This is a genomic window from Pseudomonas sp. FW305-25, assembly GCF_017351415.1.
Taxonomy (GTDB): Bacteria; Pseudomonadota; Gammaproteobacteria; order Pseudomonadales; family Pseudomonadaceae; genus Aquipseudomonas; species Aquipseudomonas chlororaphis.
On the sequence record NZ_JACNDE010000004.1, the window covers coordinates 105,767 to 131,081 of the forward strand.

Genomic DNA, 25,315 nt, shown 5'->3' on the forward strand with positions numbered 1-25,315 from the left:
AAGGCATAGACTCCCATCGTTGCGCAGAAAACAACAAGAGGATGGCCGATGAACGCTCACGCCCGTTTCACCCACATGAAGGATGGCACCCAGGAAGACTGGGCGATCATCGCCGCGGATTTCAGTGCCTACGCCAAGCAGTTGCCGGCGCGCATCGTGGCGCACCTGAAGTTGCTCGAGGGCGATTTTGGCGGCTTCCCGGTGGACCGCCTGACCCACTCGCTGCAAACCGCCAGCCGGGCCTGGCATGACGGCCGCGACGAGGAATACGTGGTCTGTGCCCTGCTCCACGACATCGGCGACACCCTGGGTTCCTACAATCACCCGGACATCGCCGCGGCGATCCTCAAGCCCTTCGTCAGCCCCGAGAACCTGTGGATGGTGGAGAAGCACGGGATCTTCCAGGGCTACTACTTCTTCCATCACCTGGGCATGGACCGGCACCTGCGCGAACAATTCAAGGACCACCCGCTGTATCTGCAGACCGCCGAGTTCTGTGCCAAGTACGACGCCGCGGCGTTCGATCCAGACTACGACAGCCTGCCCCTGAGCTTTTTCGAACCCATGCTCGAACGCCTGTTCGCCCAGCCGAAAAACTCGATCTACAAGGCGGCCATAAAGGAACACGCACCGGCCTGAGGACAGCTGAGCGGCCATCGCGAGCAAGCTCGCTCCTACAGGGGGATCTCCGTTTTTGTAGGAGCGAGCATGCTCGCGATACTATTCAGGCCAGCTCCGCGACCTTGGCCAGTTCGGCCTTGCGCTGTGCCTCGCGCGCCTGGGCGTCGGCCAGGCGATACAGCTCGATGGTGCCATCCCAATGCTCGATCAGGGCGGTGCACGACTCGACCCAATCCCCACAGTTGAGGTAGTCCACCTCGCCTACCTTACGGATCTCGGCATGGTGAATGTGCCCGCACACCACGCCGTGCAGCTCGCGCTTCACGCATTCGTGAGCGATGGCTTCCTCGAAGTCGCTGATAAAGCTGACCGCAGTCTTGACCTTGTGCTTGAGGTAGGCCGACAACGACCAGTAACCGTAGCCGTAGCGCGCCCGCCAGTGATTGAGCCAGCGATTGAGGGTCAGGGTGAACTCATAGGCCGAATCGCCGAGAAAGGCTAGCCAGCGATGGTAGCGGGTGATGACATCGAACTGGTCGCCATGGATCACCAGCAGGTGCCGGCCGTCGGCGGTGACATGCACCGCCTCGTCCACCAACTGGATATTGCCCAGGATCAGCTTCGAATAACGGCGCAGGAATTCGTCGTGGTTGCCGGTGACATAGATCACCTCGGTGCCTCGCTTGCTCATGGTCAGCAGGCGGCGGATGACGTTGGTGTGTGCCTGGGGCCAGTACATGCCGCCGCGCAGCTTCCAGCCGTCGATGATGTCGCCGACCAGGTAGATCCGGTCGGCATGATAGCCTTTGAGGAACTGCGACAGATGCTCCGCCTGGCAGTCCCGGGTGCCCAGATGCACATCGGAAATCCACAGGGTGCGCACGCGTTGTTTACGGCTGGGTCTGGCGAGTTCGGCACTGGTCATGGGCACGCTCCTGCATTTTCTGCGAGCTTGCGCCCCAGCGATTAATCGCCTGTGACAGAAATACGGCAGTCCGATGACAACGCTGAAGCCCGGGCCGCCGGTGTAGACTGCCGTTCTGCCAAGGAGACTGCGATGAGACCGATCCTCACGCTACGCCAATACAGCCACGACCTGATCGTCCACAGCCACGAACACGCGCAACTGGTGTTCGGCCTGTCGGGCCAGCTCGACTTCGAGGTCGACGGCCAGGGCAGCCAGGTGGTCCAGCAGAGCTTCGTGGTGGTGCCTTCCGGCGCCCATCATGCCTGCGGCAGCCCCAACGGCAGTCGCTGCCTGGTGCTCGACGTGCCCGACGAACATTGGCTGCTGCAGTCGCTGGGCGATCACGCCGATGCCAGTCGCCGCCTGCTCGACAACCCTGGGCGCCTGCCCCTGGATACGGCGCAGAGCCAGCTGGTCAACTGGCTCGCCGGCAGCCCGGTCAACGACCCGCTGATTGCCCAGCAAGGCGCCGTGCTGTTGCTGGCCAGCCTCAACCAGGCCAGCCCCGCCAGCGTCGGCGGCCGACGCCTGCCCTATGCCGCCTTGAATGCCCATATCGATAAACACGCCGCCCATCCGCTGCAAGTGGCCGACCTGGCGCAAATCGCCGGGCTGTCCAGCGCTCGCCTGCATGCGCGGTTTGTCGCCGAATGCGGGCAGACGCCGATGGACTACATCCGCAGCCGGCGCCTGCACATGGCCGCCGGGCTGTTGCGCGATTCGGCACTGCCCATCGGCGAAATCGCCAGCCGCGTCGGCTACAGCTCCCAGAGCGCCTTCGCCGCCGCGGTGCTGCGCGAGTTCGGCGTCTCCCCCGGCAAGCTGCGGCGCGCGACGGGCCAGCGCTAGGCTGTCGACAAAAAACGCGAGGATCGCGACAGACCGGGTCCTGCCCAGGCTTTTAGACTGGCACCGCTCCGCTCAACCGTTTTGAAGGATTGAAATGACTCCGCGTACTGCCCTTGGCGCCCTGCATATCGGCGCATTGATGTTCGGCCTCACCGGTGTATTCGGCAAACTCGCCGCCGCTTCGCCGGCCATCATCGTCTTTGGTCGCGCGGCGTTCGCGGTGCTCGCCCTGGCGTTCTTCGCCCGCTGCGCCAGCAGCATCCGCTGGCAACGGCTGCAGGCCACGGACTGGTGGCGCCTGTTGCTCAGCGGCCTGCTGCTGGCCGGGCACTGGGTGAGTTTCTTCATCGCGGTGAAAGTCGCCGGCGTGGCCATCGCCACCCTGGGTTTCGCCAGCTTCCCGGCCTTCACGGTGATCCTCGAGGGGCTGATCTTTCGTGAGCGGATCCGCCTCAACGAGATCGTCCTGGTGGCCCTGGTCAGCGTCGGCCTGGTGCTGGTCACGCCGGACTTCGACCTCGCCAGCGAAGCCACCAGCGGGCTGCTCTGGGCTGTGGGATCGGGCCTGCTGTTCGCCCTGCTGTCACTGAACAACCGCGCCAGTTCCGCGCGCATCCCGGCGGTGCAGGCGGCACTGTGCCAGAACGTGGTGGTTGCCTTGTGCTTGCTGCCGGTGGCGGCCCCAGGGCTGAGCGAGGTCCGGGCCCTCGACTGGTTGTGGATCAGCCTGCTCGGCATCTTCTGCACCGGCCTGGCCCACAGCCTGTTCGTCGCCAGCCTCGCGGTGATCAAGGCCCGCACTGCGGCGGTGGTGTTCGCCCTGGAGCCGGTCTACGGGATCACCGTGGCCTGGCTGCTGTTCAACGAGACGCCGACGCTGCGCATGCTGATCGGCGGCGTCTTGATCATCCTCGCCATCGTGGTCTCCAGCAGCCTGTCCGGCTCAAGCAAAAAAGCGCCAGTGGCGGAAGTCGCGTCTCACTGAGTGCGGTCGTTGTGGCCGAGGTCGCGCTGCGGATCGATCTGGTCGCGCACCCGCTGCTTGAGTACCTTGGCTTCGGGAAAACCGCCATCGGCCTTGCGTTCCCAGATCTGTACGCCGTCGCAGGTAATGCGGAACGTGCCGCCGGTGGCCGGCTCCAGGGACACCTTGCCCAGGTCGTCGCTGAAGGTGCTCAGCAGTTCCTGGGCCAGCCAGGCGGCGCGCAGCAGCCACTGGCACTGGATGCAATAGGTGATGACCACTTCGGGTTTACGTTCTGACATGGTGCTGCCGACTCCTGGGCTCAAGGGCGTCGTTATAATAGCCGCCTTTATCGCTCGCCCCGAGATCCATGATGCGTCGTTTGCTGTCCTGCCTGCTCCTGTGTTTGCTCCCCGTGTTCCTGCACGCCGCCGAAGCGCCACGGCCGAAGATCGGCCTGGTGTTGTCCGGCGGCGCCGCCCGTGGCCTGGCGCATATCGGCGTGCTCAAGGCCCTGGAGGAGCAAGGCGTGAAGATCGATGCAATTGCCGGCACCAGCATGGGAGCGGTGATCGGCGGGCTGTACGCCTCGGGCTACAAGATCGACGAGCTGGAAAAACTGGCCCTGAGCATCGACTGGCAACAGGCGCTGTCCGACGCGCCCCCCCGGGAAGACATACCGTTTCGTCGCAAGCAGGATGACCGCGACTTCCTGGTGAAACAGAAACTCAGCTTCCGCGACGACGGCAGCCTCGGCCTGCCGCTGGGGGTCATCCAGGGCCAGAACCTGGCGCTGCTGCTGGAAAGCATGCTGGCCCACGCCAGCGATACCCGGGACTTCGACAAGCTGCCGATCCCCTTCCGCGCGGTCGCCACCGACATCGCCAGCGGCGAGAAAGTAGTGTTCCGCAAGGGCCACCTGCCCCGGGTGATTCGCGCCAGCATGTCGATCCCGGCGGTGTTCGCCCCGGTGGAAATGGATGGCCGGCTGCTGGTGGACGGTGGCATGACCGACAACATTCCGCTGGATGTGGCCCGCGACATGGGCGTGGACATCGCCATCGTGGTCGACATCGGCACCCCGCTGCGCTCGCGCCAGCAGTTGGCGACCGTGGTCGATGTGCTGAACCAGTCGATCACCCTGATGACCCGGCGCAACTCCGAGGAACAACTGGCGACCCTGCACAAGAATGACGTGCTGATCCAGCCGCCCCTGGCCAGCTTCGGGGTCACCGACTTCGGCCGCGCCCAGGAAATGATCGACGCCGGCTACCGCGCCACCCGCATCCTCGACGCCCGCCTGGCGCCGCTGCGCCGGGCCGAACCGATGGATGCCGAACTCAGCGCCGCGCGCACGCCAAGCCAGCGCACCCCGATCATCACCGCGATCCGGGTGGAAAACGATTCGAAGGTCAGCGACGACGTGATCCGTTACTACATCCGCCAGCACATCGGCGAGCCTCTGGACCTGGGCCGGCTGCAGACCGACATGGGCACGCTGTACGGCCTGGACTACTTCGAGCAGGTGCAATACCGCGTGGTCCACAAGGGCAATGACCACACCCTGGTGATCAACGCCCGGGGCAAACGCAGCGGCACCGACTACCTGCGCCTGGGGCTGAACCTGTCCGACGACATGCGCGGCGACAGCGCCTTCAACCTGGGCGCCAGCTACCGGGTCAACGGCATCAACAGCCTCGGCGCCGAATGGCTGACCCGGGTGCAGATCGGTGATCAGCAGGAGCTCTACAGCGAGTTCTATCAACCATTGGATGTCGGCTCGCGCTACTTCATCGCGCCTTACATCGGCATCGAGTCGCAGAACATCGAAGCCGTGCTGGATAACGACCCGATCGCCGAATACCGCCTGGAGCGCTACGGTTTCGGCCTCAATATCGGGCGCCAGATCGGCAACAGCGGCGAGATCCGCTTCGGTGTCGGCGAGGCCTGGGGCAAGGCCGATGTGCGCGTCGGCGACCAGGACCTGCCCAGCGAAAGCTTCAACGAGGGCTACTACGAACTGCGCTACTCGTTCGACTCCCTGGACAATGTCTACTTCCCCCACGCGGGCGAGGACATCGGCCTGTCGCTGCGCCAGTTCGAACCCAGCCTGGGCTCGGACAAGCGCTACCGGCAGTGGGAGTTCAAGCTGGACAAGGCCCTGAGCAGCGGCCCGAACACCTTTATCCTCGGCGGTCGGTATGGCCGGACCCTGGATGAGGCCGAAGTGGTGACCTCAAGCTTCGTGCTCGGCGGCGCCCGCCAGCTGTCGGGTTTCCGCCAGGATGCGCTCTCGGGCCAGAACGTCAGCCTGATGCGGGGCGTCTACTACCGGCGGCTGACACCCCGCTCCTACCTGCCCCTGGACTTCCCGCTGTATATCGGCGGTTCCCTGGAGCGAGGGCGGGCCTGGAACAACGACAACGAGTTCGACAGTGGCTACATCAACGCCGCCAGCATCTTCCTTGGTTTCGACACGCCGCTGGGGCCGCTGAATTTCAGTTACGGCATCAACGACGACAACCAGAAAGCGGTCTACCTCAACTTGGGCCAGACGTTCTGAGGCTTGGTGTCCGACTCGGCTTCGGCCTTGCTGCCGGCGCCCGGTTCGTCTGGCTCCTCCAGGCGCCAGACGATCGAATCGGCATTGAATGGCGCCGGTGCTGCGGTAGGAGACGCCGGAGCGCTCAAGGGCTCGGAAGGTGCGATCAGGTCCCAGTCGACATCGATCGACGGCTCGCGATCAGCCAACCGATCTCCTGCCACGGGCTGTACCGGAGCGACAGGGGGCGTTGATCTGAACGACTCCTGGGCTGCCACCGTCGTCACAGCACTGGCCAGCGTTCGTGTGGGCCGACTCTCGGGGGCCGTCTGTGCCTCCGGTACGGCGGCGGACTGACGACGGCGACGCACGACCAACACCACCAGCCAGGCCGTCAACAGCAAGGCAGCAAGCATCAGCCAGGGATTCGAGCCTTCATCAGTCTCCGGAGCCTGTTCGGCTGGCTGGGGTGGGCTGGCGGCGGTGGGTGTCGCGGCCCCGGGCGCCGGGGCAGGATTATCGGCAGGCTTGCTCCGGGCTTCGGCCAACTGACGTTGCAACTCCACCAGCTGTTGCTGCTGGCGCGCCAGTTGTTCGTCCCGCTGCTGCAATGTGTTGCGCAGCTCTTGGGCCTGGTCCTGCAATTGCTGGTTGGCCTGCAGGGCTTGCGCCAATTGTCCGGCCGCGGGATCGCTCGCCTTGGCCGCCGCGGGTGACGCCTGGGTGGCGATCGCCGGTTCGGGTTTTGCTACCTCCCTGAGCGGAGCCGGCACTATCTCGGGGCTTCCCGGGGGATCGATCAGCAGCGTGTACTCGCGCAACTGCCGGCCATTGGCCTGGTTCACCTGCAGCAGGAAATCCAGGAACGGCTCGTTCACCGGCTTGCTCGACACCACCCGGATCACCCTGCGCTCGCCCTGCAAAACCTGGGTAAAACGCAAATCTTCGAGAAACGGCAAGCGCTCGATACCGGCCCGTTTGAACTCGCCGGCCGTCGCCAGGCTGACCGACAACTCGCCCTCCTCCAGGCCTTGCGCCTGCACCAGGGCGATCTCCGCCTCCAGCGGCTGGTTCAGCGCCGAATGCACGGTGATTTCACCCAGGCCCACCGCCGAGGCCAGGGACGAATACAAGGCCGCCAGCACCGGTAGAAGGAACAAGGAACGATTCTTCGCCACCCAGGACGACCCGACGAAACCGCGCAGAGCGGCCAGCAGACTCTGGAACATGAGCACCCTTTTTGAGGACCGAAAGCGACCACAGCGGCGATACGCTGGCTGCGCATGCCGCTGTGGACCTGGTATTTCTTATAGTCCGCCGGTGTCGGTAGCTCAAAAATCCGCGGCGCTAGTTATGCCTCAAGACTTTTCCAGATTGGCCAGGATATGCGCATGAACCCGCATGCATACCCGCATATCCTCTTCATCGACACCGACGAACAATTCACTGCGCAGGGCTGTGGCGATGGTTTCGATCTGTTCGATCAAGGGCAGCGCCGGGGCGCACAGAACGATCTTCTTCGCCCGGCGATCCTCGACCACCGACTGCCGTTGCACCAAACCCTGGGTTTCCAGGCTGTCGAGCAGCCGCGCCAGGGTCGGTCCTTCGACGCCGACACTCTGGGCAAGTTCACGCTGGGTCGGGGCTTCATCGAAACGGGCGAGGTGCAGCAGCACCAGCCAGCGGGCCTGGGACAGGCCAAGTCCGGCCAGACGGCGATCCAGTTCGGCGCGCCAGCCTCGGGACATCTGCGCCAACTGCATGCCAAAACGGTGTTGATCGGTTAACGGCATAAACAACTCATGAGTTAGTAGACTGAAAATTAAGAAAAACTAATTATTAGTCAGCTAAGCATGACAGTTGCCGAGTGGCAAGGTTTGGCATGAACTGAATCGTTACATCTTGCCGCCGTGGGACTCACATCTCGAATTCCGATTCCAGCGCCGCACGCACGCAATACAGCACACCTTCCGGCACGCGACCGGCAAACAGCTCGGCCACTTCGCTCACCGAGGGCAGCTCGCCTTCGCCATCGAGAAAGGCGTCCTGGATCTCGCCGAGCAGGTCTTCCGGCAGATCCAGCGCCTGCTCCAGGGACAGCTGCTGCTTGCCCACGGCCTCGGCGAGCATCGTGTAAACATTCTTTTCCGAGCACTGCAATTGCCCGGCGATTTGCAGTGGTGTCATGCCGGCGCGGGCCAGGGTAATCAGCTCGTGGCGGATGTCGGCCACCACTTTCGGCGCCTCCACCTGGCCACCCAATACTTCGAGGAACGCCTCGCCGTAACGCTCCAGCTTGCGCGCGCCGACGCCGCTGACCCGGGCCATTTCCGCCAGGGAGCCGGGCTGGCTGCGGAGCATTTCCAGCAGGGTGGAATCGGGGAAAATGACATAGGGTGGCACGCCATGTTCTTCCGCCAGCTTGCGCCGCAAGGCGCGCAAGGCTTCCCACTGTTCGCGCTCTTCGCCACGTACCAGTTGGCTGGCCTGGCTGGTGCTGCTCTTGGCGGCGGTCTGCGGCTTTATGTCGCGGCGCAGTTCCAGGCTCACCTCGCCCTTGAGCAGCGGCCGGCAGCTGTCGCTCAGACGCAGGCCGCCGTAGCCTTCCAGATCGATGTCGGCCAGGCCGCGGGCCACCAGTTGGCGAAACAGCGAGCGCCATTCGCCTTCGCTGCGCGCCTTGCCCACGCCGAACACGGAAAGATGCTGATGGCCGAAGCTGCGGACCTTTTCCGTGTCCTTGCCCAGCAGCACGTCCACCAGGTGGCCGACGCCATACCGCTGGCCGGTGCGATAGATCGCCGACAGCGCCTGGCGCGCCGGCTCGGTGGCATCCCAGGTCTGCACGCCGTCGACGCAATTGTCGCAATGGCCGCATGGCTGTGGCATGTCTTCGTCGAAATAGGCCAGCAGGGTCTGGCGCCGGCAGCGGGTTTCCTCGCACAGCGCCAGCATGGCATCGAGCTTGTGCTGCTCCAGGCGTTTGTGGCGCTCGTCGCCCTCGGAATTCTGCAGCATCTGCTTGAGCATCAGCACGTCCTGCAGGCCGTAGGCCATCCAGGCATCGGCAGGCAGGCCGTCACGCCCGGCACGCCCGGTTTCCTGGTAATAGGCCTCAAGGGACTTGGGCAGGTCCAGGTGCGCCACGAAGCGCACGTTGGGTTTGTCGATGCCCATGCCGAAAGCGATGGTCGCGACCATGATCAGCCCTTCCTCGTTGAGGAAACGCTTCTGGTGATAGGCCCGCAGCTCGCTGGGCAACCCGGCGTGATACGGCAGCGCCGGAAAGCCCTGCTCGCAGAGGAAGGCGGCAACCTCGTCGACCTTCTTACGCGACAGGCAGTAGACGATACCGGCGTCGCTGCGCCGTTCGCTGAGGAACGCCAGCAACTGCTTGCGCGGCTGCTCCTTGGGAACGATGCGATAGAAGATGTTCGGACGGTCGAAACTGGAGAGGAAACGCTCGGCATCCTGCAGGTGCAGGCGATTGACGATTTCCTCGCGGGTGCGCTTGTCGGCGGTGGCGGTCAGGGCGATGCGCGGCACCTGGGGGAACATTTCCGCCAGCTGGCCCAGTTGCAGGTACTCCGGACGGAAATCATGCCCCCACTGGGACACGCAATGCGCCTCGTCGATGGCGAACAGGGCGATGTCGAGGTTCTGCAGGAACGCCAGCATCCGCGGCTGCACCAGACGCTCCGGCGCCAGGTACAGCATCTTCACCTCGCCCCGCCGGATGCGCGCGGCCAGGTCGCGCTGCTGTTCGGCGCTCAGGGTCGAGTTCAGCGCCGCCGCGGCGACCCCGAGTTCCTCCAGGGTCGCGACCTGATCGTCCATCAGCGCGATCAATGGCGAGACCACCACCGCCAGGCCTTCGCGCAGCAGGGCCGGGACCTGGAAGCACAATGACTTGCCGCCGCCGGTAGGCATCAGTACCAGGGCGTCGCCGCCACTGGCCACACGCTCAATGATCGCACCTTGGCGGCCACGGAAACTGTCGTAGCCGAAGATGTCCTTGAGGACGCGTTGAGCCTGTTCGAGCATGAAAAACTCCAAAAATCGCTGAAATCCCTGTGCGCAGGCTGGCCGAAAAGGCCACGGTTTTCACTGACAAATCCGTTAGCGGACTTTTCCTGGACCGTCATGACGCCTGCCGGGCATCACAAAACGCGCAAGTATACCCGAGCACTTGCCGGCGAAGGGTGCCGGCAATGGACCGCTGGTAACCTTTAGAAGCGTGCAAATCTGCGCTGCGGCTGGCCTGGGCGCTCAAGAAGGCCTAGAATTCAGCATCGTTTATTCCCAAGGTAGTCCTTCAATGTCCTTCGCTGAGCAATTAACCCGCCTGCAAGCCTTCCTCGACGCCGATGAGCTGCATGACGAGGCGCTGGACTATGTGGCCGCCCACGGCTACCTGACTGCGCTGTCCATCTGTTCCGAAAGCGTGCCCGACCGTGAGTGGATCGACGCCCTGTTCGCCGAGGAGCCGCACTACAGCGACGCCGCCCAGCGCGAAGAGATCGAGTCCACCCTGATTGCCCTCAAGGCCCATATCGCCCGCCAACTGGCCTCCGACGAAGAGTTCGAGCTGCCGTGCGACCTCGACCTCGGCGACGAGCCGGACGACTCCGACCTGCGCGGCTGGTGCATCGGTTTCATGGAAGGTGTGTTCCTGCGCGAAGCGGCCTGGTTCGAAACCGCCGAGGAAGAAGTCAGCGAAATGCTCCTGCCGATCATGGTCGGCTCCGGTCTGTTCGACGAACAACCCGAGTTCTCCGACATCGCCAGCGATGCCAACCTGATGGACGACATGATCGTGCAGATCCCGGAAGCCCTGACCGCGCTGTACCTGCTGTGCAACGCGCCGGACGAAAAACCGGCCATTCTCAAGCCCCGTCACCACTGAGTCACCGCCTATGGCCAAGCCCATAGGCAACCGCCCCCTGATCCTGCGTTACGTTCTGCTGGCCATCGGCTGGCTGAGCGTAGTGCTGGGGGTGACCGGCATCTTCCTCCCGGTATTGCCCACTACGCCCTTCCTGCTGCTGGCCGCCGCCTGCTTTGCCCGCAGTTCGCCGCGCTTCTATCGATGGTTGGTGGAACATCCGCGGCTCGGCCCGTGGATCCGCGATTACCTGGACGGCCACGGCATTCCGCTCAAGGGCAAGGTCTACGCCATCGGCCTGATGTGGCTGAGCATCGGCCTGTCCTGCTACCTGGTGCCCCTGCCCTGGGCCCGCGGCTTCATGCTGACCAGCGCGGTGCTGGTGACGATCTACATCCTGCGCCAGAAGACCCTGCACAAGCCTTGAACCCGGCCCTGCGCGCCGCCTTCCTCCGTTCGTGGCAACCCGACCAGCTGCCCATGCTCGCGAAAAATACCGCCTAGACTTCAGAAACCTGCATTCGAGCAGCCCGCCATGCCCGCACGTTCGCGTCGCCCCGAGTGGACACTGCTCCGGTTTCGGCTGGCCGGCTGGTCGCTGTTGCTGGTCTGTTTGTGGACCGACCCGGGCAATGTGCGGGCGAACTGGGAATTCGTTTCTGCCCTGAGCACCTTCGAGTACCGTCATCAGGTCCTGGGCCCGGCCCGGGAGCGTCTCGAGGCCTGGAACCAGTTATTGCGGGACCTGACCGGGCGAGCGGAATACGAACAACTGAATGCCATCAACCGCTTCTTCAACCAGCAATTGAGCTTCAAGGAGGACCAGCGCACCTGGCAGCAGAGCGACTATTGGGCCACGCCGATCGAGGCCCTGCTCAAGGGCGCCGGGGATTGCGAGGACTATGCACTGGCCAAGTATTTCAGCCTGCGCAGCCTGGGGGTCTCCAGCGACAAACTGCGCCTCACTTACGTCAAGGCCAGGCGCGGCAACCGGCCGCACATGGTCCTGGCCTATTACCCCAGCCCCGGCGCCGGACCGCTGATACTGGACAACCTCAGCAGCGACATTCGTTCCGCCGCCCAACGCCAGGATCCGAACCCGGTATACGCCTTCAATGCCGAGGGGCTGTACCTGCCCGGAGTGGCTGGCAACACGCGCAGCATCGACCCGAAAAAACTCTCGCGCTGGCAGGACGTACTGAAAAAGATGCGGGACGAGGGCTTCACGGTGGGTAATGGCTGATCCGACAAGGAGTGCCGAATGTCGCTACTCAAGCAACTGTTCATCGCCATCTGCCTGTTCCTGCTGGTGGCCTTCAGCGGCAGTTTTTTTGTCAGCCTGGAAAGCTCCCGCGAGCAGATGCTCAACCAGCTGCGCTCCCACGCCCAGGATGCGGCCACCGCCTTGGGCCTGTCCCTGACCAGCCAGGTCGACGACCCGGCGATGATGGAACTGATGGTCAGTTCGGTCTTCGACAGCGGCTACTACAACAGCATCCGGGTGGTGAACATCGAAGACGAAAGCATTCTGCTGGAGCGTTCGGTGCCTACCAGGATCGAGGGCGTACCCCAGTGGTTCGTCAGGCTGGTGAGCCTGCGCCCGCAGGGTGGCGACGCCCTGGTCATGCGTGGCTGGGAACAGGTGGCGCGGGTGGAAGTGCTGAGCAACCCGCAGTTCGCCCTGGCCAGGCTCTGGGACAGCAGCGTCGGCAGCCTACTCTGGCTGCTGGTGTGCGGCTTGCTCAGCGCGGTGTTCGGCGGCTGGCTGCTGCGGCGCCAGTTGCGACCGCTGGACGCCATGGCCAGGCAGGCCGAAGCCATCAGCCACCGCGAGTTCCTCAGCCTGCCGACGGTGCCGCGCACGCCCGAGCTCAAGCGGGTGGTCCTGGCCATGAACCAGATGGTGGAAAAACTCAAAGCCCTGTTCACCGAAGAGGCCGCGCGCAGCGAGAAACTGCGGGCCGAGTCCTATCAGGACAGCCTGACCGGCCTGGCCAACCGGCGCCTGCTGGACGAACAGCTCGGCGATCAGTTGCTGCTCAACGAGCAGAGTGGCGATGGTTATCTGCTGATGCTGCGGGTCAATGACCTCAGTGGCCTGAACCAGCGCCTGGGTGGCCAGCGCACCGACGCCCTGATCAAGAGCATCGGCGACCTGCTCAAGCGCATCAGCGCCCAGGCCGACCGCCGCCACTGGCTGGCGGCGCGCAATCGCGGCGGCGAATTCAGCCTGCTGACACCGGGCCTGGACAGCCGCGGCGCCGAGCGCCTGGCCATGGAAATCAGCGCCACCCTGGAGAACCTGCGCCTGACCGGGGCCAGCGACTGCACACCGGTGGCGCATCTGGGCATAGTCGCCTACCGGCCCGGCGACCCGCTGAGCGGCGTCTGGTTGCGCCTGGACCAGGCGCTGGCGCAGGCCCAGCAGCACCCCGAGCGTCCCTGGGCGCTGCTGCAGGACTTCGCCACCGGCCCCAGCCAGCCGCAGCATGACTGGCGCGCCTGGATCGACGACGCCCTGAGCAACGGCAAGTTGAAATTGTATTTCCAGCCGGTGGTGCAGTGCGCCGACACCAGCGAGGTGCTGCATCACAAAGTGCTGGCGCGCTTGCTCGACCCGCAGGGCGAAGCCATTGCCGCCGGGCATTTCCTGCCGTGGATCGAGCGCCTGGGCTGGTCGGCGCGCTTCGACCTGGCCATGCTCGAACACACCCTGGATTATCTGCTCGAGCATGCCTGGCCGCTGGCCCTGAGCCTGTCTGGCAGCACCCTGCGCGACCCCGACGCGTTGCGGCGGATCCTCGACCAGCTCAAGGCCCTGCCCGACCTGGCCAAGTTACTGACCCTGGAAATCGACGAACGCCAACTGCCCTCGGCCAGCGAGCTGCAGCAATTGAGCCAGCGCCTGCGGGACAGCGGCTACCGGATCGGACTGCAACATTTCGGCGGCAACTTCAGCCAGATCGGCAACCTCGCCCACCTCGGCCTGGCCTACCTGAAAGTCGATGGCAGCTACATCCGCGACATCGACCGGCAAAGCGACAAACAGCTGTTCATCGAGGCGGTATTTCGCGCCACCCACAGCATCGACCTGCCGCTGATCGCCGAACGGGTCGAGACCCAGGGCGAACTGGACACCCTCAAGGCCCTGGGCCTGTTCGGGGTCATGGGGCGGCTGATCGGCCCACCGGAACCGATGTAGCCCCTTCCCCGCACAGCCCCGGCGCCAACCTCGGTCGAGGCTGGCGCCGGGCCTCAGACGGTATCGACCTTCAACGAATGGTCATTGAGCATGCCGTTGATGATGGTCGCGGTATCCGCGCCACCCGCGATCACTCCGCCCGCGCCCGGCGTCACCCCGTAGTGCTCCGCCAGGTTGACCCCGGCCAGATCGATGGTCTGGCTCGGCGAGGCCCCCGCCGCCGCGCTGACGTCGATACTGGTGATCAGCGACGGACCGCTGCCAGTGACCGTGAAGTGCAGGTAATCATCCAGCGATGCGCTGCTGGCGTTCTCGCCCTGCAACAGTTGCGACAGGTCGAGTTTGTCGATGCCCGGCGTGAAGTCGGTGACCAGGTCATGCCCGCTGTTGCCCTGCTGCCACTGGAAGGTGTCGCTGCCGCTGCCACCGGTCAGGGTGTTGTTGCCCATCCCACCGATCAACAGGTCGTCGCCGCCACCGCCGTTGAGCACATCGTTGCCCAGGCCGCCGGTGATGATGTTGGCGTTGTTGTCGCCGGTCAGGGTGTCGTTGTAGTTGGAGCCCACCAGGTTTTCGATGGCGGTCAGGGTATCGGTCCCGGCGCCACCGGTGTTCTGCGCACCGAGCAGCGAGAGGTCGACCGTGACCCCGGCGCTGGCATGGGCGTAGCTGGCGGTGTCGTTGCCCGTGCCGCCGTCGAGCAGGTCGTTGCCCGGCCCGCCGAACAGCAGGTCGTTACCCGCGTCGCCGTGCAGGGTGTTGTTGCCGCTGCCGGCGATGAGCACATCGTTGCCGTCGCCGGCATTGATCAGGTTGTCGCCGCTGCCGGCCAGCAGCACATCGTCGCCAGCGGTGCCGGTCAGGGTATGGCCGTCCTGATAACTGATGCTCACCGCCGCGCTGTCGCTGCCGCCATGGCTGTCGCTGGCGGTGTAGGTGCCGTGGTAATCCGGCGTGGATTCCTGGCCGCCCGCGTAGTTGACGGTCATGGTCAGCTGATAGTTTTCCGAACCGTTGGCGTTGCCGCCGCTGGGGTTGGTCAGGTTGGTGATGTGGATCTGGTAGATCCCGTCCGCCCCCGCGGTGAACGAGCCACCGTCGGCAATCGCGGTGTAGGCCCCGCCATTGAAGGCGTACTCCATGCCCACCCAGCCCGCCGTCAGGTTGTGATCCAGGTTCAGGGTCTCGCCCTGCTTCAGGTTGACGCTGATCACATCCTCGTCATTGTCATTGCCGTTGTTGATGCTGCCCAGGAAGCCGCTGATCACCACCGCGGCCGTCATCGCCGCCGTATTGGCGTTGAACGAGGCCCGGGCGACGGTCAGGGTCTGACTGGACCCTCCGGTGAAGCCGATGGTCTGCAGGCTGCCGGCGGTAAAGTCCGCCCCAGGGGACAGCCAGCCGGTGTTGAAGCTGGTCGGCGCGGCCGTCAGCGGATCGCCGTTGGCATCACTGTCGTTGGCCAGCAGGGCATCGGCCGGCACCACGATAGTGCCCGACAGAATGTTGGTGATGATGTGGTCGTCGCCCGCCACCGGCGCCGCGTTCGGATTGACCTTGACCACCAGGGTCGAGCTGGCCAGGTCGCCGTCGTTATCGCTGACGGTGAAGCCGACTGTCTCGGTCAGCGCCACGCTGGTGACGTTCTGCGAGCTGTAGGTGTAATCGCCGGTGTCGAGTTTCACCACCAGCGTGCCGCCGTTGTTGGTGGCGATGCTGAGGCTGTTGTCCAGGGTATTGAAGGTGCCGTGGTTGACCCCGCCGCTGAAGCTCAGCGAGCCCTGGTTGCTATTGCCGTTGGGGTCATAGGTGTAGGTGGTGCCATCGACCACCAGGGTCTTGATGAAACCGCCGTCGGCGCCGAACGAGCCACCTTCGCCGAGCAGGCTGCCGGTGACCGGGGTGCCCTGTACCGTACCGGCCAGCACCGAGTCGAGCTGGTTCAGGTCGGTGACCACCACGGCATTGGTATCGATGTGGGTACTGCCGTCATAGGCTAGCGGGTCGAGGTTGCTGTTGCTGACGCCGCTGCCCAGGCCGATTGCATAGTTCTTGATGCCGTTGGCGTCGAGGAAGGCTTTCCAGGCGGTCTCGTCGGCAGTGCCGATTTCCTGGCCATCGGTGGGCTTGCCGTCGGAGAAGAAATAACCGACGTTCTGCGCCCCGCTGATCTGGCCACTGGTGACAAACGCCAGCTTCGCCGCGGCCACGGCCGCATCGTAGTTGGTGCCGCCACCGGCGGTCAGGGAGGCGATGATCGACTTGGCCGTCGCCACATCGACCCAGATCGGCGTTTTGTCCGTGGCGCTGCTGCTGAAGGTGACGATCTGCACCTTCACATCGCCCATGTCGTCGTACTTGTCGAGCAAGGTGCTGATCGCCTGCTTGGCCAGTTCCAGGCGCGACAGGCCGGGGACGCCCGACGGGTCGGCCATGCTGCCAGATACATCTATCACCAGCAGCAGGTTGGAGTCGACCTCCAGCGCAGTGACCGCCCGCTCGCTGGCAACCGCCTGGGGTACATCGTCGACGATGCTGATCTGGATGGTGCTGGTGGTGGTATTGCCCACCGCGTCGGTGGCCTTGTAGGTGAAGCTTTCGCTCAGCACGTTCGGGCCGTCGTTGGCGTTCGGCGAGGTTTTCGGCGCCGAGGTCAGGGTGTAGCGGTAGGTGCCGTCGGGGTTGAGCAGGATCTGTCCGTAAGTGCCGGTGGCGCTGCCGACCAGGGTGTAGGTAATCGCACCGCTGCCGCCGGTGACCGCGCCGACCAGGGTGCCGGTAGCGGTTTCGCCGGTATTGCCCGGGTCACTGCCGGTCACCGTACCGGCGGCCAGGTCCTGGCCGTCCTTGCTCAGGTCCAGGGCCTTTTCGAAGACAGTGATGTCCTGGTCAGTGACCGCCCTGAGTTCGTTGCCGCAGATTTGGATGGTGATGGTGGTGGTGCTTTCATCGCCGTCCGCGTCACGTACAGTGTAGACGAACACATCCTCTGAATCGGGAGCGGTGACCGAGTTCGGATTGCTGTGATAGGTCGCGTTGCCGAAGGCGTCCAGGGTCAGCGTGCCATACAGGCCGTTGATGGTAGTGTTCAAGCCGCCAATGGCCGAGGTCGAGGTGTCGCTACCGGCACGCACGCCGACCACCGCGCCAGTGATTGCCGGGCCATCGGCGCCGCCAATGTCGTTACCCAGCACGTTGCCGCTGATGGTCGTGCCTTCGTCGGCCATCACCACATCAGGGTGAGCGGTGGGCAGGTCGTCGACGATATTCACATCCAGCACCCCAGAGGCGCTGCTGCCATCGCCATCGCTGGCGAACACATTGAAATGCTCGGCGATGCTGTTGGCCCCCAGCCCCGTCGGATGGCTTTCATTGTCGAGCAGGGTGTAGCTGTAGGCGACGACACCGATACTGGCGTCGTAGCCGGTAATGGTCAGCACGTTACCCAAGGCCGTCAGGATCGATTGCGGGAAGCTCGCGGCCACCCCGCCGGTCACCACATTGATCCCGCCCACCGTCAGGGTTTGCAGACCGTCCGGTGCGTTGACCAGGAAGAAGCCGCTCTGGGTCAAGGCCGGGGCATTGGGGCTGGTGCCATCGCTGAGGTGCTTCTCGTAGACCGTCAGCTCGCCGCCCTCTATATCCAGGCAGTGCAGGGTCACGCAGTCGTCGTTGTTATGGACGTTCAGCACCAGGTTGGCGGTGCTCGGGTCGCCATCGGCGTCGGTGATGGTGTAGGCGAAGGTCTCGGTAGCGCTGCCATTGCCCTGCAAGGCCTTGAAATCGGCGTCCGCGGTGTTGAGGGTGTAGGTGTAGGTGCCATCGGCCGCAAGGACCAGGGTGCCGTAGGTGCCGGTGAAGGTACCGGCGGTCACTGGGCCTGTGGGTACGCGGTCAGCGCCCTGCACGTCGTTGGTCAACACATTGCCGCTGAGCACCAACTGGCTTTCCGAGGCCACGCCATTGCTGTCATCGACTGCCGTTGGCAGGTCGTCCACCACATTCACATCCAGCGAACCGCTGGCCGTGCTGCCATCGACATCGGTCGCCACCACATTGAAGTGTTCGCTGAGGCTGTTGGCGCCATTGGCGGTTGGGTGATCCTCGTTGTCCGTCAGGGTGTAGCTGTAGCTGATCACCCCGGTGGCGGCGTTGTAGCCCGTGATGGTCAGGGTGTTGCCCAAGGCCGTGGTCACCGACTGTGGGAAACCGGTGGCGATTCCACCACTGACCACACTGATGCCACCCACCGTCAAGGTTTGCAGGCCATCCAGCGCGGTCACAGTGAAGGTGCCGCTCTGGGTCAGCGCCGTGGCATCCGGGCTGCTGCCGTCCGCCAGGTTTTTCTCGTAGACCGTCAGTTCGCCGCCGTTGGTATCCAGGCCATCGAGGGTCACCCCGTCGTCGTTGTTATGGATGTTCAGCACCAGATTGGCGGTGCTCGGGTCGCCATCGGCGTCGGTGATGGTGTAGGCGAAGGTCTCGGTAGCGCTGCCATTGCCCTGCAAGGCCTTGAAGTCGGCGTCCGCGGTGTTGAGGGTGTAGGTGTAGGTGCCATCGGCTGCGAGGACCAGGGTGCCGTAGGTGCCGGTGAAGGTACCGGCGGTCACTGGGCCTGTGGGGACCCGGTCGGCGCCCTGCACGTCGTTGGTCAACACATTGCCGCTGAGCACCAACTGGCTTTCCGAGGCCACGCCATTGCTGTCATTGACCGCCGTTGGCAGGTCGTCCACCACGTTCACATCCAGCGAACCGCTGGCCGTGCTGCCATCGGCATCGGTCGCCACCACATTGAAGTGTTCGCTGAGGCTGTTGGCGCCATTGGCGGTTGGGTGATCCTCGTTGTCCGTCAGGGTGTAGCTGTAGCTGATCACCCCGGTGGCAGCGTTGTAGCCTGTGATGGTCAGGGTATTGCCCAAGGCCGTGGTCACCGATTGCGGGAAGCCTGCGGCCACCCCGCCCGTCACCACGTTGATCCCGCCGACCGTCAGGGTTTGCAGGCCGTCCAGCGCGGTCACGGTGAAGGTGCCGCTTTGGGTCAGCGCTGCGGCATCCGGGCTGCTGCCGTCCGCCAGGTTTTTCTCGTAGACCGTCAGTTCGCCGCCGTTGGTATCCAGGCCATCGAGGGTCACCCCGTCGTCGTTGTTATGGATGTTCAGCACCAGATTGGCGGTGCTCGGGTCGCCGTCGGCGTCGGTGATGGTGTAGGCGAAGGTTTCGGTGCCGTTGCCCTGCAAAGCCTTGAAGTCGGCATCCGCGGTGTTGAGGGTGTAGGTGTAAGTGCCATCGGCTGCGAGGACCAGGGTGCCGTAGGTGCCGGTGAAGGTACCGGCGGTCACTGGGCCTGTGGGGACCCGGTCGGCGCCCTGCACGTCGTTGGTCAACACATTGCCGCTGAGCACCAACTGGCTTTCCGAGGCCACGCCATTGCTGTCATTGACCGCCGTTGGCAGGTCGTCCACCACGTTCACATCCAGCGAACCGCTGGCCGTGCTGCCATCGGCATCGGTCGCCACCACATTGAAGTGTTCGCTGAGGCTGTTGGCGCCATTGGCGGTTGGGTGATCCTCGTTGTCCGTCAGGGTGTAGCTGTAGCTGATCACCCCGGTGGCGGCGTTGTAGCCTGTTATGGTCAGGGTATTGCCCAAGGCCGTGGTCACCGATTGCGGGAAGCCCGCGGCCACGCCGCCCGTCACCAGGTTGATCCCGCCCACCGTCAGGGTCTGCAGGCCGTCCAGCGCGGTCACGGTGAAGGTGCCGCTTTGGGTCAACGCGCCCGCATCCGGGCTGCTGCCGTCCGCCAGGTTCTTCTCGTAGACCATGACTTCGCCGCCTTCGGTATTGAGGCCCTGAATCACCACCGTGTCGTCGTTGTTGTGCACCTGCAACACCAGGTTGGCGGTGCTGCTGTCGCCGTCGGCATCGGTCAGGGTGTAGGTGAAGCTGTCCGTACCGTTGCCGCCGCCCTGAAGCGCGAGGAACGCCGGATCGCTGGTATGCACGGTGTAGGTATAGGTACCGTCGGCGGCCAGCACCAGGGTGCCGTAGGTGCCGTTGAAGGTGCCGGCGGTGATCGGTCCGCTGGGCACCCGGTCGGCGCCTTGCACATCGTTGGTCAGGACATTGCCGCTCAGGGTCAGTTGGCTTTCTGAGGCGACGCCATTGCTGTCGTTGAACGCCTGGGGCACATCGTCGGTGATGTTGATATCCAGCGAGTTGCTCGCCGAATCGCCATTACTGTCGCTGGCGACCACGGTGAAATGTTCGCTCAGGTTGTTGGCACCGTCGGCGGCGGAATGGATTTCGTTGCCGACCAGGGTGTAGTTGTAGCTGACCGTACCCGTGGCAGGATCGAAACCGGTGATGGTCAGGGTGTTGCCGAGGGCGGTGGTGATCGACTGCGGGAAGCTGGCGGCCACCCCGCCACTGACCACGGCGATCCCACCCACGCTGAGGCTGAGCAGCCCGTCGGGGGCGGAGACACTGAAGGTACCGTTCTGCACCAGCGCCGCGGGATTGCTCGCCGAGCCTTGGGGCAGATTGGCTTCGCTGAGGGTCAACTCGCCATTGGCGACCGACAGGCCGCCCAGGGTGACCGGGTTGTTCGGTGGGGGTGGCGGTGCGATACCGCCGTCGTCGCTAGGCGGTACCGCGGCAATCCGCTCAGGCACGAACTCGGGAATGCCATTGAAGCCCGCGGTGGGGAAACCAATGATCGGCTCGACCCGACCCGCGACTTCTTCAAGCAGTACAAAGGTATGCCCGCCACCCAGGGCGCCAGCGGTGCCACCCGTAGCACCGGGGCCGGCCGCGGTGGCTTCGCCAGTCTGCGTCGGGTCGGCGCCGGCAGCGATAGCTTTCTGCAGTTGCTCGACATCGGTCAGTTGCGCCTCGCTGGGGGTCACGACTTCAGGAGCCTGCACATGGGGCGCCTGGTTCGCCAGCAGTTGCGGGGTCAATTGCAGGCTGCTGTCGCGCCCGAGGGTCAGTTCCTGGCCGTTCTGCAGATGCACGGCTACCGCGCCCTGCGCACCGGTCACCAGTTGATCCCCCGCAAACAGACGATCGCCTTCTACCAGAACGCGCCGGCTGCCATCCGCCGCTACCGCTACCACCTGCCCGATTACCTTACTGACGACACCGATTAACCTAGCCATGAGCACTTCCTCCGCTGCCGACCGCTATCGGCATCTGGTTGCACGGAAAAGTGCTATGGCGTTATCGGGTCACCGACAGGAAACGCCAGCCTGAAGGTTCGCTGATTGCTGCTCAGTCGAACCTGCGCACCGGCCTTCCCTCTCGCTCGTCCCTCGCTGGCCTGCTGTTTCTGCCGAAGGCAAAACCGAATGCAATCAAACGCATTCAGGCTTCGGACAGCCCTCCCGCGAAAGTCGCGACATGGATTCAAACACTGCAAGTGACAAAAAAATGTCGCTGTAAAATCCGTATCGCACCCTCCCCACCGCTCCTCTCCCGCCCTATGTCGCAAATTTTGTTGAACCTTTTCAAGCCCCTGAAAAGCCCTCTAGAGCCCATAAATACGGGGCTTGCGAACTGAACAATGTGCTGGATTTCACAGAGTGCATAAGTTTTTTTCAGCATAAGCCTTATGAGAAATTCTTCTTAGCTTCCGCTCAGGATGTTCTTAGCTCTGTTGTTACAAGCCTGAAACGGTTTGACCTATAAAGTTCGTCATTTTTTTGGCGATTGCAAAGCACCATACATGGACCAGGGAGATGTACCTCATGCGCGTTTTTACCCCCCTCAGTAGCGCGATTTTATTAGCCATGGCCTGCATTCATCAGGCCCAAGCCATGTCTCTGACGGAGGCGATTCAAAGCACGCTGGACAACCACCCGGAACTGCGCGCGAGCCAGAACAACCGTCTGTCGGCTGATGAGGACGTCAAGGTCGCCAAAGGGGGCTTCTATCCATCGCTGGACCTGAATGCGGCCTATGGCCGTGGCTACAGCGACAACACCACCACGCGCGCGTTGGGCAACCATCACACCGAGACCCTGACCTATACCCAGTCGGAGTTGCGCCTGCGGCAAATGCTCTTCGACGGCTTCAATACCGCCAACGAAGTCGGGCGTACCCAGTCGGTCTCCAACTCGCGGGCCTACTACACCCGCGGTACCGCCGAGAGCCTGGCCCTGCGCACCATCGAGGTGTACCTGGAAGTGCTCAAGCGCCGCGAACTGGTGACCCTGGCCAAGAACAACCTGCAGGCGCACCTGCGGGTCAACGACCAGATCGGCCTGCGCAGCGAACGTGGCGTCGGCAGCACCGCCGACCTCGACCAGTCCAAGGCCCGTCGCGCCCTGGCGGAAAACAACTACGACACGGCGCAGGTCGACCTGGCTGACGCCGAAGCCAACTTCTTCAGCGCCGTGGGCCGTATGCCCGACGAACTGGAAAGCCTGCCTTCGGTGCGCGGCGAGATCCCCGCCAGCCTGCCGGATGCCCGGCAGAGCATGCTGGAGAACAACCCCTACCTGAAATCGGCCCAGGCCGACGTGCAAGCGGCCGAGAGCCAGTACGAAGTCGCCAAGTCGCCGTTCTACCCACGCTTCGATGCCGAGGCCGCGGTGGGCGCCAATGACAACGTGCAGGGCGACAAGGGCCACGACAATGAATGGCGAGTGGGCGTGGTGATGAACTACAACCTGTTCCGCGGCGGCAGCGACAAAGCCCGCCTGCAATCGGACGCGCACAAGATCAACCAGGCCATGGACATCCGCAACAACGCGCTGCGCATGCTCAACGAGAACATCACCCTGGCCTGGAACGCCATGCTCAACGCCAAGAAGCAGACCCCCACCGCTCGCGAATACGCTGAAACCACCACCCGCGTACGGGCCGCTTACCAGGACCAGTTCGGTCTCGGCCAGCGCACCCTGCTCGACCTGCTGGACAGCGAAAACGAGCTGTACAACGCCAACCGACGCTACACCGAGGTGCGTTACACCGAGGAGTTTTCGATGTATCGCGTGCTGGCGAACATGGGCGAGTTGTTGAACAAGGAAAAAGTCGTGGTACCAGCCGAAGCGATCGCCCAGACCGAAGTGAAGAGCGAAGCCCGTCTGCCTGAGATGCGTTAAGTCCTCGGAGGACTTCAATGTGACCAGCATGGAACCCGGGAGCTCAGGCGTCGATCCGCGCCTGAGCTTTGATGACCCGTTGTTGGACGGATTGTTGATCCTCTGCAAACTGCACGACTGCACCGTCAGCCGGGCCAGCCTCAGCGCGGGGCTGCCCCTGGCCCAGCAACGCCTGAGCCTGGACCTGCTGCCCCGCGCCGCGGCCCGCGCCAGCCTGCAGGCCCGCCTGCTGCGTCGTGAGCTGTCGGCGATTTCCAGGCTCAACCTGCCGGTGCTGCTGATCCTCAAGCATGGCCGCTGTGCGGTCCTGCGCCGCTGGGGCGATGACGGCCAGGCGCTGATCCTGCCCAGCGAAGCCGAAGGCGGCGAGCAGTGGGTCAGCCAGGCGGAGCTGAACGATGACTACAGTGGCCAGGCGCTGTTCGCCCGGCCACGCCACGAACTGGAAGAACTGCGCAATTCCCTGGTGCCGCGGGTCGAAGCCTGGTTCCGCGACACCCTGAAACTCTCGCGCTGGCTGTACAGCGACGCGATCCTCGCCAGCCTGCTGATCAACCTCCTGGGGTTGATGGTGCCGCTGTTCGTCATGCAGACCTACGACCGCGTGGTGCCCAACCAGGCCACCTCGACCCTCTGGGTGCTGGCCATCGGCCTGTTGATCGGCACCGGCTTCGAGCTGGTACTGCGGGTGGTGCGCGCCCATCTGCTGGACAGCGCCGGCAAGCGCACCGACGTGATTCTCTCCGCCACCCTGTTCGAGCGCATCACCGGCATGGCGATGAAAGCCAAGCCGGCGACCATCGGCGGCTTCGCCCAGAGCATCCATGACTTCCAGGGCCTGCGCGAGTTTCTCACCGCCGTGACCCTGACCAGCCTGATCGACCTGCCCTTCGCCGTGCTGATGCTGCTGGTGATCGGCCTGCTCGGCGGCTGGCTGGTGGTGATCCCGCTGCTGGCGTTTCCCCTGACCATCGCCTTCGCCATGCTGATCCAGGCCCGCCTGCGCGACACCGTGCAAAAGAGCCTGAGCCTGGGCGCCGAACGCCAGGCGCTGCTGATCGAGACCCTCGGCGGCCTGGAAACCCTCAAGGCCTGCAGCGCCGAAAGCGAACGCCAGCACCGGTGGGAAAGCACCCACGGCGCCCTCACCCGCCTCGATAGCCACGCGCGCAATCTCTCGGCCCTGGCCACCAACGGCACCCTGTTCATCCAGCAGTTCTGCGGCATGGCGACCATAGTCGCCGGGGTCTACAGCATCATCGCCGGCAACCTCAGCGTCGGCGCGCTGGTCGCCACCTACATGCTCGGCAGCCGGGTCCTGGCGCCGCTGGGGCAGATCGCCGGGCTGATCACCCGCTACCAGCAGGCGCAACTGACCATGCGCAGCACCGACGCCCTGATGGCCTTGCCCCAGGAACGCGATGCCCGCCAGCGCCCGCTGGAGCGCACGCAACTGCAAGGCGCGCTGGCGCTCAATCAGGTGACCTTCCGTTATCAGGGACAGAATGCCGCGGCCCTGAGCAATATCAGCTTCAGCATGCAGCCCGGCGAACGCATCGGCATCATCGGCCGCAGCGGCTCCGGCAAGAGCACCCTGGGACGCCTGGTCATGGGTTTCTATGCCCCCGAGGAAGGCCAGTTGCTGCTGGACGGCCTGGACCTGCGCCAACTGGACGTGGCCGACCTGCGCCAGCAGATCGGCTATGTCGCCCACGACCTGCCGCTGCTGGCCGGCAGCCTGCGCGACAACCTGACCCTCGGCGCCCGCTACATCAGCGATGCGCGCATGCTCGAGGTCGCCGAGCTGACCGGAGTCACCGAGCTGGCACGCCAGCATCCCCAAGGCTTCGACCGGCCGGTGGGCGAGCGTGGCCAGCTGCTGTCCGGCGGCCAGCGCCAAGCGGTGCTGCTGGCCCGAGCGCTGCTGCTGGACCCACCGATCATGCTCCTGGACGAACCCACCAGCGCCATGGACAACAGCAGCGAAGACGCCCTGCGCCAGCGCCTGCACGCCTGGGTGCAAGGCAAGACCCTGCTGCTGGTGACCCACCGCACCTCGATGCTCAGCCTGGTGGAGCGGCTGGTGGTCCTGGACAACGGGCGGATCGTCGCCGACGGGCCGAAAGAAGCGGTCATCGATGCACTGCGCAAGGGCCGTGTCGGCTCTGCGGCGGTCTAGGA

At 64.3% G+C, this 25,315-nt stretch carries 16 protein-coding genes; 10 read left to right on the forward strand and 6 right to left on the reverse strand.

Translation table 11 applies throughout. From position 1 onward, the window contains the following. The first annotated feature begins 48 nt into the window (after window positions 1–48). Entirely contained in the window at window positions 49–639 is a 591-nt protein-coding gene (locus tag J4E58_RS05880; RefSeq protein WP_087088946.1) for an HD domain-containing protein, read from the forward strand. Window positions 640–724: 85 nt separating this feature from the next. Here J4E58_RS05880 and J4E58_RS05885 read toward each other — a convergent pair whose 3' ends face one another. Next, complete coding sequence (locus J4E58_RS05885; RefSeq protein ID WP_009042684.1) at window positions 725–1,546, reverse strand: UDP-2,3-diacylglucosamine diphosphatase; 822 nt, start codon at window positions 1,544–1,546, stop codon at window positions 725–727. A 132-nt stretch (window positions 1,547–1,678) separates the two neighbouring features. On the opposite strand from J4E58_RS05885, the gene J4E58_RS05890 reads away from it, so the two are divergent. Both J4E58_RS05890 and J4E58_RS05895 read left to right on the forward strand, forming a co-directional pair. Next, entirely contained in the window at window positions 1,679–2,437 is a 759-nt protein-coding gene (locus J4E58_RS05890; protein ID WP_053260082.1) for an AraC family transcriptional regulator, read from the forward strand. Between the two features lie 94 nt (window positions 2,438–2,531). Next, entirely contained in the window at window positions 2,532–3,422 is an 891-nt protein-coding gene (locus tag J4E58_RS05895) for a DMT family transporter (RefSeq protein ID WP_007929748.1), read from the forward strand. Here the strand turns inward: J4E58_RS05895 and J4E58_RS05900 are convergent. Beyond that, window positions 3,416–3,703: a SelT/SelW/SelH family protein gene (locus tag J4E58_RS05900; protein ID WP_087088948.1), complete on the reverse strand. Its 288-nt coding sequence runs from the start codon at window positions 3,701–3,703 to the stop codon at window positions 3,416–3,418. The genes J4E58_RS05895 and J4E58_RS05900 overlap by 7 nt on opposite strands. 71 nt (window positions 3,704–3,774) lie before the next feature. Between J4E58_RS05900 and J4E58_RS05905 the strand changes: the two genes are divergently transcribed. After that, window positions 3,775–5,964, forward strand: a complete 2,190-nt coding sequence (locus J4E58_RS05905) for a patatin-like phospholipase family protein (protein WP_053260080.1) — start codon at window positions 3,775–3,777, stop codon at window positions 5,962–5,964. On the opposite strand, the gene J4E58_RS05910 is transcribed toward J4E58_RS05905, so the two are convergent. The 3 genes from J4E58_RS05910 to recQ all read right to left on the reverse strand — a co-directional run bounded on the left by J4E58_RS05910 (window position 5,937) and on the right by recQ (window position 9,987). Then, the gene (locus J4E58_RS05910; RefSeq protein WP_087088950.1) at window positions 5,937–7,172 is read right to left on the reverse strand and encodes a FimV family protein; all 1,236 of its coding nucleotides are present in this window, start codon (window positions 7,170–7,172) and stop codon (window positions 5,937–5,939) included. The genes J4E58_RS05905 and J4E58_RS05910 overlap by 28 nt on opposite strands. A gap of 129 nt (window positions 7,173–7,301) precedes the next feature. Further along, the gene (locus tag J4E58_RS05915; RefSeq protein WP_007929752.1) at window positions 7,302–7,736 is read right to left on the reverse strand and encodes a MarR family transcriptional regulator; all 435 of its coding nucleotides are present in this window, start codon (window positions 7,734–7,736) and stop codon (window positions 7,302–7,304) included. A 124-nt stretch (window positions 7,737–7,860) separates the two neighbouring features. After that, window positions 7,861–9,987: a DNA helicase RecQ gene (gene recQ / locus J4E58_RS05920; protein ID WP_007929753.1), complete on the reverse strand. Its 2,127-nt coding sequence runs from the start codon at window positions 9,985–9,987 to the stop codon at window positions 7,861–7,863. A gap of 274 nt (window positions 9,988–10,261) precedes the next feature. Here recQ and J4E58_RS05925 point away from each other — a divergent pair, with 274 nt between their 5' ends. The 4 genes from J4E58_RS05925 (at window position 10,262) to lapD (ending at window position 14,030) form a co-directional block, all read left to right on the forward strand. Then, window positions 10,262–10,849: a YecA family protein gene (locus J4E58_RS05925; protein WP_007929756.1), complete on the forward strand. Its 588-nt coding sequence runs from the start codon at window positions 10,262–10,264 to the stop codon at window positions 10,847–10,849. A gap of 10 nt (window positions 10,850–10,859) precedes the next feature. After that, the gene (locus J4E58_RS05930; protein WP_007929758.1) at window positions 10,860–11,255 is read left to right on the forward strand and encodes a YbaN family protein; all 396 of its coding nucleotides are present in this window, start codon (window positions 10,860–10,862) and stop codon (window positions 11,253–11,255) included. 108 nt (window positions 11,256–11,363) lie between these two features. Then, window positions 11,364–12,071: a transglutaminase-like cysteine peptidase gene (locus tag J4E58_RS05935; protein WP_087088953.1), complete on the forward strand. Its 708-nt coding sequence runs from the start codon at window positions 11,364–11,366 to the stop codon at window positions 12,069–12,071. 18 nt (window positions 12,072–12,089) lie between these two features. Next, on the forward strand, window positions 12,090–14,030 hold the full coding sequence (gene lapD, locus J4E58_RS05940) for a cyclic di-GMP receptor LapD (protein WP_087088955.1): 1,941 nt from the start codon (window positions 12,090–12,092) through the stop codon (window positions 14,028–14,030). Between the two features lie 53 nt (window positions 14,031–14,083). Here the strand turns inward: lapD and J4E58_RS05945 are convergent, their stop codons facing one another. Next, window positions 14,084–21,187: a retention module-containing protein gene (locus J4E58_RS05945; RefSeq protein ID WP_207255311.1), complete on the reverse strand. Its 7,104-nt coding sequence runs from the start codon at window positions 21,185–21,187 to the stop codon at window positions 14,084–14,086. A gap of 588 nt (window positions 21,188–21,775) precedes the next feature. Here J4E58_RS05945 and J4E58_RS05950 point away from each other — a divergent pair. Together J4E58_RS05950 and J4E58_RS05955 are read left to right on the forward strand one after the other, a co-directional pair. After that, on the forward strand, window positions 21,776–23,134 hold the full coding sequence (locus J4E58_RS05950) for a TolC family outer membrane protein (protein WP_007920684.1): 1,359 nt from the start codon (window positions 21,776–21,778) through the stop codon (window positions 23,132–23,134). A gap of 19 nt (window positions 23,135–23,153) precedes the next feature. Further along, on the forward strand, window positions 23,154–25,313 hold the full coding sequence (locus tag J4E58_RS05955; RefSeq protein ID WP_087088959.1) for a type I secretion system permease/ATPase: 2,160 nt from the start codon (window positions 23,154–23,156) through the stop codon (window positions 25,311–25,313). Window positions 25,314–25,315 lie beyond the last annotated feature (2 nt).